At 63.4% G+C, this 8,686-nt stretch carries 6 protein-coding genes; all 6 read right to left on the reverse strand.

Going from position 1 to position 8,686, the window contains the following annotated elements:
- On the reverse strand, window positions 1–408 hold a 408-nt coding region (locus tag VFE81_RS12160), incomplete at its 3' end, for a pyridoxal-phosphate dependent enzyme (protein ID WP_325044826.1).
- A gap of 351 nt (window positions 409–759) precedes the next feature.
- On the reverse strand, window positions 760–2,616 hold the full coding sequence (locus VFE81_RS12165; RefSeq protein ID WP_325044827.1) for a serine aminopeptidase domain-containing protein: 1,857 nt from the start codon (window positions 2,614–2,616) through the stop codon (window positions 760–762).
- Window positions 2,600–2,860 carry an acyl carrier protein gene (locus VFE81_RS12170; protein ID WP_325044828.1) on the reverse strand — a complete coding sequence of 87 codons (261 nt, stop codon included), beginning with the start codon at window positions 2,858–2,860 and terminating at the stop codon, window positions 2,600–2,602. The genes VFE81_RS12165 and VFE81_RS12170 overlap by 17 nt, the downstream gene beginning before the upstream one ends.
- A gap of 172 nt (window positions 2,861–3,032) precedes the next feature.
- Window positions 3,033–4,655, reverse strand: a complete 1,623-nt coding sequence (locus tag VFE81_RS12175; RefSeq protein ID WP_325044829.1) for an amino acid adenylation domain-containing protein — start codon at window positions 4,653–4,655, stop codon at window positions 3,033–3,035.
- 343 nt (window positions 4,656–4,998) lie between these two features.
- Window positions 4,999–6,264 (reverse strand): virulence factor family protein, encoded by a 1,266-nt coding sequence (locus VFE81_RS12180; RefSeq protein ID WP_325044830.1) that lies wholly within the window; start codon window positions 6,262–6,264, stop codon window positions 4,999–5,001.
- Window positions 6,261–8,686, reverse strand: a 2,426-nt coding sequence (gene mprF, locus VFE81_RS12185; RefSeq protein WP_325044831.1) for a bifunctional lysylphosphatidylglycerol flippase/synthetase MprF, incomplete at its 5' end; no start/stop codon positions are given. The genes VFE81_RS12180 and mprF, both read right to left, overlap by 4 nt.

Here is an 8,686-nt window from a genome sequence, read left to right on the forward strand (position 1 = left end):
TTCGACCGTTGCGCCGCCATGCGCGCGCACCGCATCGACCTTCAACTGTGGCGTGGTCACCGGCACCACGATAATCGCCTTCACGCCCATGCGCGCCGCCGACAGCGCCACGCCCTGCGCGTGATTACCCGCTGACGCGGTGATGACACCCCGCTCCAGCGCGTCCGCCGGAATATGTGCCATCTTGTTGTACGCGCCGCGCACCTTGAACGAGAACACCGGCTGGTTGTCCTCGCGCTTCAGATAAACCGGATTGCGTAGCCGTGCCGACAGATTCGGCGCGCGTTCGAGTTCGGTCTCGCGAGCCACGTCGTAGACGCGCGCGGTCAGGATTTTCTTCAGGTAGTCGTGGCGCAACGCCACGCTGTCTGCGGGTTCCGCAACCTGATTGAGTTCGTGTAACTGCAAGGCAAGCTCCAGTGCGGCAAGGGCAAATCAACAGAGAGATCACCAGGAGGCAGGCAGAAAGCGGACATAAAAAAACCCGCCTCGTGGGGCGGGTTGATGTCGCTGCTATCAGACGCGCGCTAACCCACCATTCGATGAATGGTGCTAATAATCAGCGCAATACGGATGTCGAGGCAGTTCATGCTGTTGATAATCGTTGACTTGGCGGCCTTTGTCAATCCTTGTTCGTTACATCGGGCAACGTCACCTGTGAGCCTCACGGCGGCGGCGAAGTCTCGCGATATCGCTAACAGTGCAGCAAGCGGCGTAGCAACCCGTGCGGTAAACGGTGGCGCTAATGGAGCCGCAAACTCACGGTTGCGGCACTTCCGCGACCCGCAAGCCCGGATTCGGTCCGACCGCTTCACGCCGCGCACCCAGCACTCTTTCGCGCAGAAACACGTCGAATTGCATCATCACCGCATCACGGGCAGCGCGTGAAAAGAGCGCGTGGTCCACCTTGCCAACCACCTTCGCTGTGATATTGCTCAGCTTGCCGAGCTGATTGCCGTTCGGTCCGAAATGAATCTCCAGCTCCTCCAGCCCCTCGTCGAGCGCTCCGTACATCAGCGAGGTTTGCACACCCTTGCGCTCGAGTTCCTGTGCGATTCTGCGGACGGCTCCCCCTGGCGTCGACTGTCCGAACAGCCGCTCGAACGCCGTGCTGGCGCGCGCGGTGATACGCGCGCATAGACGGCGCGCGAGTTCGGCGGTGATCGCGCGACCGTTCACCTGCCCAGTCAACAGCCGCAGCCATTTGCGTGGATTGCGCATTGCGCGCCGGTAGACGACACTCGATGCCACGTGCTGCGCGCCGGGCCGCGTCCGCGCGCCACCCCACACGAACAGCGGTGGATTGACGGCGGCGCAAGCCACCACGCCGGGATGAGTGAGCGCCGCATGAATGCTGACATACGCACCCGTGCAAACGCCGAACGTGACGGTTTTCGGATAGCCGGCCGCCGCCAGCCAGTCGACGCCCGAGCGGGCGTCCGAGACTGCATATTGGGCGTACACCATATCGAGCGTCAGCGCCTCGTCGCGACGCAGACTATCGCCGAGACCGCTGAGGTCCATGCGCAACGATGCGATGCCCTGAGCCGCGAGATGCCGCGCCATCAGCACCGTAAAGCGGCCGTCGCCGATCCGGTGCACGCCGCCCGTGTTGACGAACAGTACCGCCGGCGCCCCTTCAAGCGCGCGCAATGGCTGACAGAACACCCCTGCGTAGCGGCCGCCATCGAACACGACGGGCACCTCATGACCGTGCGCGAACTCGATCTGCGCTGTCGCTGCACAGCCCAGCATCTCCACCGCCGTCCCGGTCGCCGTGACCGCCCTTGCCCCCAGCCATTCGAGCACGCCGCCGAATGCCTGGGCCGGCGGCTCGCTATAGCTAGGATCGAGCAGGAACCTGCTGTACTCGCTGAAAATCTGCAGGTCAGCCTGAGCGCCCTGAGCCTGATACTGCGTGGCCAGCCGCTTCAGACGCGCACTTTCGCTCAGGTCCTGCAGCAACACACGCCGCGCGGGACATTGCGTGCTCTGCTCGAGGTCGACCTTCGCGAGCATCTCGAGCGAGTCCGGATAGAGACGGAAGCCGTGCGCACCGATCGTTTCCGCGGCCTCGGCATCGAGGTTGAGTCCGAGTGCTTTTTGCGCACTGAGCCAGCTTTGATGCTGGATTTCCAACTCACGTATGTAGTTCTTGCCCGAACTCAGCGGCATAAGCAGCACGAGATTCTCGACATCACCTAACTCTTCGGCGGCCAACGCCGCGAGCGTAGCGCCCAGGCGCAGCCCGCATAAGCTCAGATGCGTCACGCCGGTTTCGGCGCGCAGCCACGCTGCGGCCGCCTTGATACTGTCGAGCCACGCGCGCAAGCGCTGCGGGTCTTCCTCGCTACCGCTCGAATCGCCCGTGCCGGGGTAATCGAAGCGCAGCGTGGGCATGCCGCACGCGGCGAGCGCCTCGGCGAAATCGCGCCAGCCGCGATACGTGCACAGTGCTTCGTAGCCGAACGGACTGCATAGCACCACACCTCTCTCTGCCTGAGCGCCGGCCGGTCGGTGCAGCCATCCGAAACAGCCGTTGAACGTTACGGGCGTCATGGTGGACGGATTCGTCATGATCGGTCGCTGCAACGCCACTTCAGATTCGCGGCGCAAGCGATTCCTCCGGCACGAGGTGCGCAATCGTGCGCGCGAGGGATTCGATGCTCTGAAACAGATCGTGGGTGATCAGCGCGGCTGGAATTTCGATGGCAAATTTTTCTTCGATGGCCATCATGACGCGGACCGACCCGAGCGACGACAAACCTGCCTCGTAGAGATCGTCGCGATCGGCCAGCGAGTCGACCGATACGTCGAGACAGGCAGCCTCCTGGAGAATGCTGCGCACGTAAGTTTTCATTTGATACCCCGAAAATCTGAATTTTTTAGCTACAGCATCGATGCATCGATTCATCAAGAGCGCACGGATGCGCTGTCATCCATAACCTGATCCGAAACAAACGCTAACGCGAGAAAGCCGTCGGCACTTCAAAACGATATTTCGTTATACAGATCATATTCGTCTACGAAAGTCAGACAACCGCATCGATGCTTGCACAGCATTCGATAAGCGCCTTCCTGTCGATCTTGCCATTCACATTGAGCGGCAACGCGTCGAGCATCACGATTCGTTGTGGTACGGCATACATCGGCAGGCGCTGACGGCACGCTTGCAGAATCTGCAACGCACTGCCCTGTGCGTTGGTCACGAAGGCAACCAGTCCACCGGCACGTCCCGCATCGTCGACGGGCCAGGCGACTACCGCGCAGAGCGCCGCGTGGCTGCATGCCTGCACGACATGCTCGACTTCTTCGAGCTCGATCCGGTTTCCACGAATCTTGATCTGCGTGTCCAGCCGTCCTTGAAACACGATGCCCTGCCCGGCTACTTCGCGTGCGGCGTCCGAGCTTCGATACCAGCGCGGCGAGCTGTGGCCCGGATAGGCCGTCGAAACGAAGCGGCGATTGCCCGATTCGTCCGGCGACAGATAACCCGCGGCCAACTGGGGCCCGCCGATCAGCAGTTCGCCGCTTTCGCCGGGCGCGACCGGTGCAAGCGCGGCGTCGACGATCAATAGTTCCATCCCCGGCAATGCGCCCCCGAGCGGCATGACCGCGTGCTGCGGATCGTCGGCAAATTCCGGCGTGACCTCGAAAGCACCACAGGCCACCGTGGTTTCGGTTGGCCCGTACATATTCAGCACCCGGCTGTTCGGCGCGGCGCGCAACCATGCCTGTACCAGCAAACGCGGCAACGGTTCGCCGCCGAACTGGGTGACGCGCACGCTCGGAAATTCGTTCGACCCCAGTTTGCGAAACTGCTGCATGAAGCCGGCCACCGAAGGCACGCTGCTCCAGTGCGTGATCGCATGTTCCTTGATGAACCCCGCGTTGTAGATCGGCTCGACTGTCTTCGGCACATACAGACAGCCGCCGTTTGCCCAGCACACGAACATGTCGTGTACGGATGGATCAAAGGTGAGCTCGCACAATTGCACGTAGCGCGCGCAAGGTGTCCTGCCCAGCAATTGCAGTTGCCCTGTCACGTAAGCGTCCGCGTTGGCGTGCGAGATCGGTACGCCTTTGGGTGCACCGGTCGAACCGGACGTGAAAAGAATGTAGGCGAGATCGTACGGTGCACGTAACGCAAGTGCTTTTGCAACGGATGATTCCGGATCGCGCCTGACCAGGTCACCGGCGGCAGAGGCTGAAGCCGCGCGCGTGCCCTGAGCATCTTCAGCGTCTTGCACGCCTTCACCGCCTACGTCATCGAGCAGCATAATCCGTGGGCAGTCGTCGAGCAGCGACAACGCTTCTTCGAGTAACGCCGCGCAACGCCGATCGACCAGCAGCAGCGGCGCGCCCGACTGCTCGATCACGGCTGCAAGGCGCGCGGCCGGCACATTGGGATTGAGCGGCACGTAAGCGAAACCAGCCTTTAGGATCCCCAACAGGCCGGCGTAGGCGGCCAAACTGCGATGCGCGAACAGCAGGCAGCGCCCGGGTCGCCCGGCCGGCATTGCGTCTGCCAGCCCGGCTGCAATCCGGCGCGCCCGCGATGCGATTTCACCGTAGTCGTAGAGGCGTTCATCGACCCACAGCGCGGGACTATCCGGCTCGCTCGCGGCAGTATCGAAGAAGAAGGAGTCCAGCATTGACAGCCTCGGTCCATTGGGCACTAAGCCAGCGCGCGCATCGGCTAACCCGAACGAGCGCGAGAGCAACTGCCGGTCATGCCGGAAGCACGCCGCGGGGCAGCAGAGCTACCCGGTGGCGCGCTGCGTTGTAGCAGGAGAGTTTCAAGAAAGATCCCCGAACGACACCGAGGAGTAGCTGTTTTCTCACGCGATATCGCGTGAGAACACTGTCGTCCAGGGCGTCGTAAGAATCATAGAATCCGGCAGGGCCGGTATATGTGCGATACCACTCTCAACAGACGAATGAGGGTATGCAGGACAGGCGCGCCGCTGCTCCGGCGACGCGCTTCAAACGGATGTACTAATCACGCACGCCGCTTTGCTTTCTGAAGGCGCCCAGAATGCGCCGTTCCAGCGCGTTGTAATCGCCGCCGAAGTGATGATCGCCCGACGTGCGAATCACCGTGATGCCGGTGTTGGTGAGCGCGGGACACAGGGTGTCTTTCTCGTTTTCACCGTAGAAGCACTGCACGATCGCGGGCGGTACGCGCGCCAATTCCGGCTGCACCTTCAAGGTTTTATCACTTGCCGGCATACCGAGCCAGCCGCCCACACGGATCTGGAAATCGGCATCCGGCGCGAAGCCGAGCAGCGCAATCAGCGGCACTTTCGCGCGCAGCGCTTCAGGCAGGCGGTTATAGGCGAACGGCATCACGTCGGCGCCGAATGAATAACCGACGAGCGCAATGTGTTCAGCGTGCCAGCGCGCCCCGTAGGTTTGCATAATGCGCGCCAGATCGCGGCTCGTCTGCGCCGGGGTCTTTTCGCTCCAGAAATAGCGCAGGCTGTCCACGCCGACTACCGAGACACCGTCTTTCTGCAAGGCAAGCGAGATAGTCTTGTCGAGATCGCGCCAGCCGCCGTCACCGGAAATCACGATCGCCATGAGGCCGTTCGGATGCGCCGCCAGCAATTCGATCAGCGGCAGATCGGAGACGTCGTCATCGTTCGTCGACGCCGTTTGCAAATGCGGTGTGACCATTGCAACGAGTCGCGTGCGATCGCCGCTGCCGGGTGTCGCCTTTTCGACGAAGCCAGGCACTTTGTCGCGGATGATGGTCGGGTCCGGCGGGCACGGTTGAAAGCGCAGATCCAGATTGCGCTCTGCATCGAGCGAGACCGCGCCGGCAACCGTATTCGACGGCGCCTGTTCAAGCACATGCATTGCGAGCGTCGCGCCCTGCCCGGTACCTGCGACGATCGGAGCGAAATAGCGGCTCGATTGCGATTGCCGTTCGAGTTGATGGCTCAAGGCTTCAGCATCGCCCACCAGTTGATGGCAGGTTTCTTTTTTCGCGCTCAGGTTGGCCGCATAGCGCGCCGTATCCACGCCGACGGTCAACGCACCGGCCTTGGCGAGCGTATCGGCGGTTTGCTGGTCGGCTGCACTCCAGCCGGTCGCCGGCGAGTAAAGCACCACGAAGCCGCGCAAGGGGCCGGCCGGCTGCGTCACCGTCACGTCGCCATAACGGCCGCCGGACACCGTGGTGGTTGCGGCAAAGGCGGTCGCGCTGCAAACAACGAGGCTCGCCACTGCGGCGAGCCTGAAAAACGGATGCAATGTCATGAACGCCGGCCTCCTGCCAGCAATGACAGGTCCGCGAGCGTGAAGAACACACCCATCGAACCCGACGCCGCGAGATAGCGCGGCTCCCAATGCGGCTGGAACTTGCTCTTGAAAGCACGCAGTCCGCGGAAGTTATAGAAGCGGCCGCCGAAGCGCCACACGATCCCCGCCAGCCGATGCCAGCGCGACGCGAGTGGCGTCGGCAGCATGCCGGAGAGCGGCGCGATGCCGAGACTGAGCGAGCGGAAACCCGCCTGCTTCAGATGCAGCGCCAGTTGGGTGAACAGATATTCCATCGCATACGGCGAGGCGCTTTCCACGTGCCGCATCACACCGACCGTCGCTTCGGTATTCATATCGGTGGTCATGAAGGTCACGAAAGCGGCTGGCTCGCCGTTCTGGCGCACCAGCATCACGGATTGCGCGGCAAGGTACTCGTCGGTAAACGCGGCCACCGAAAAGCTCTTTTCACGTGCGTCGCGGCTGTCGAGCCAGCCGTCGGAAATCTCACGCAGCGTTTCGAGCGACGCCGGTACATCCGCTTGATCGATCACTTCGACGGTAAAGCCGTCACGCTCGCCACGCTTGAGCGCATAGCGAAGATGCGCGCGATGCGAGCCCTTCAGGTCGAAGTCGTCGAGCACTACGTGCGCTTCTTCGCCGAGCTTCATCAACGTGAGGCCGGCGTCGAGATAGAGCGGCAACGCGTTGGCGCGCACCTGATAGAAGGCCGCGCGGCCGCCGTGCGCGTGCGCGAGCGCGACGAACTTGCTGATCAGCCCGGCCCACTCCTCGCGCGGACCGACCGGATCGTGAAGCGCGGCCCACGTGCGGCCATTTTTCGCGTACATCAGGAAGGCTTTGCGCGACGCGGAAAAGAGAAAGCTCTTGTCGCCCATCAGCGCGAGACCGGCGTCGCTGCGCTCCTGGGCGCGCACGATGCGCGCCGCGTCCTGCAGATCTTGCGGAGCGGGCATGACGAAACGGCCCGCCGCCGGGCGCAGCAATTGCCAGAACGAGAACGTGGCGGCGAACAGACTGGCGGCCAGCGTCGCGCGCAGCGCACGCGGCGCGCGTTCGTCGAAAGCGAATTGCCACCACAGGTCTTGCGTATACGGCACGTCGCGGAACGCAAACAGCATGACCCACACGGCCAGCATCAGCACCATCGCCACCGACACCAGCCAACCCGCCGTAAAGCGCTCGGCGAACAGCGACGAATGACGGTTGAAACGGCGACGCGTGGACAGCAGCAGCGCGATCAGCATGCCGAGCACGCCCGCTTCCACGAACGCAAGACCTTTGGTCAGCGACAGCGCGAGGCTCAACACCGCCAGCAGCAAGGTCACCCACCACGCGGCATCCAGACGCCGCAGCAAACCGCGCGCGACGAACAACAGCAGCACGCCGAGCACGCTGCACAGCATCTGCGAGCTTTCGAGCACCCACAGCGGCAGCACGTCGCGCAGAATCAGAATGCGTTGCCAGAACGCGGGCGTCGCGCTGGAAATCACCAGCATGCCGCCGACCACGAAAGTGACGAGGCTCAGAAACAGCGGCGCGAGTTTATACGCGCCCGCCGCATGACGCAGCGGCAAACGGCTTTTCAGCGCACGGCCTTCGAAGCCGGCGAGCAACGCCGCCGAGACGATCAACGGGACACCGAAGTAAATCGCGCGATAGGCGAGCAGCGCCGCGACCATCTGATGCGTTTGCACGCTGCCGTTCAGCGTGAACACCATCGCTGCTTCGAACACGCCGACGCCGCCAGGTGTGTGGCCGATCATGCCGAGCAGCATCGCGGCGGCATAGACGGTGATAAAGGTCACGAAGCTGACGTCCGCATGCGGCAACAGCGCCCAAAGCGCGAGGCCCGCGGCCACCACGTCGAGCACGGCGAGAGCCACTTGCGCGACCAGGTCGCGACGCGCCGGAATATCGAACGACAGCCACTGCCAGCGCGTGCGGATCGGGCGCGTGTCGCGACGGCAGGCGGCCGCCGCGAGTCCGAGCGCGACCAGCAGCGCAGCGCCGCTCCAACGCAAGGTGGGCGGCGCGAGATGCAGCATCGTCGCAAGACGGTCAGCGAGGCACACCATGCCGAGCGCCGTCATCAGCACCAGTGCCAGCGCCAGCGAAACGCTCGTGAACACGGTCATGCGGCCGATCTGTGCGGGTGTAATGTTCGACACCCCGTACACGCGAGCACGCACGGCGCCGCCTGTCAACGCGCCGAAGCCGGTCGCATTGCCGAGCGCCGAGCCCGCGGTCGCGCCGATCCACAGCGCCGCGCGTGGCACTGCCGCGCCCAGGTAGCGCAAGCCGACTGCGTCGCGGTCGACCAGCGCGATATAGCTGAGCGCGGTCGCACCGAGCGCCGCGGCCCACTCGCCCGCGGTGAGGTGACGCAGTTGCCGCATGA

The sequence above is a fragment of the Paraburkholderia sp. genome (assembly GCF_035656215.1).
Lineage (GTDB): Bacteria > Pseudomonadota > Gammaproteobacteria > Burkholderiales > Burkholderiaceae > Paraburkholderia.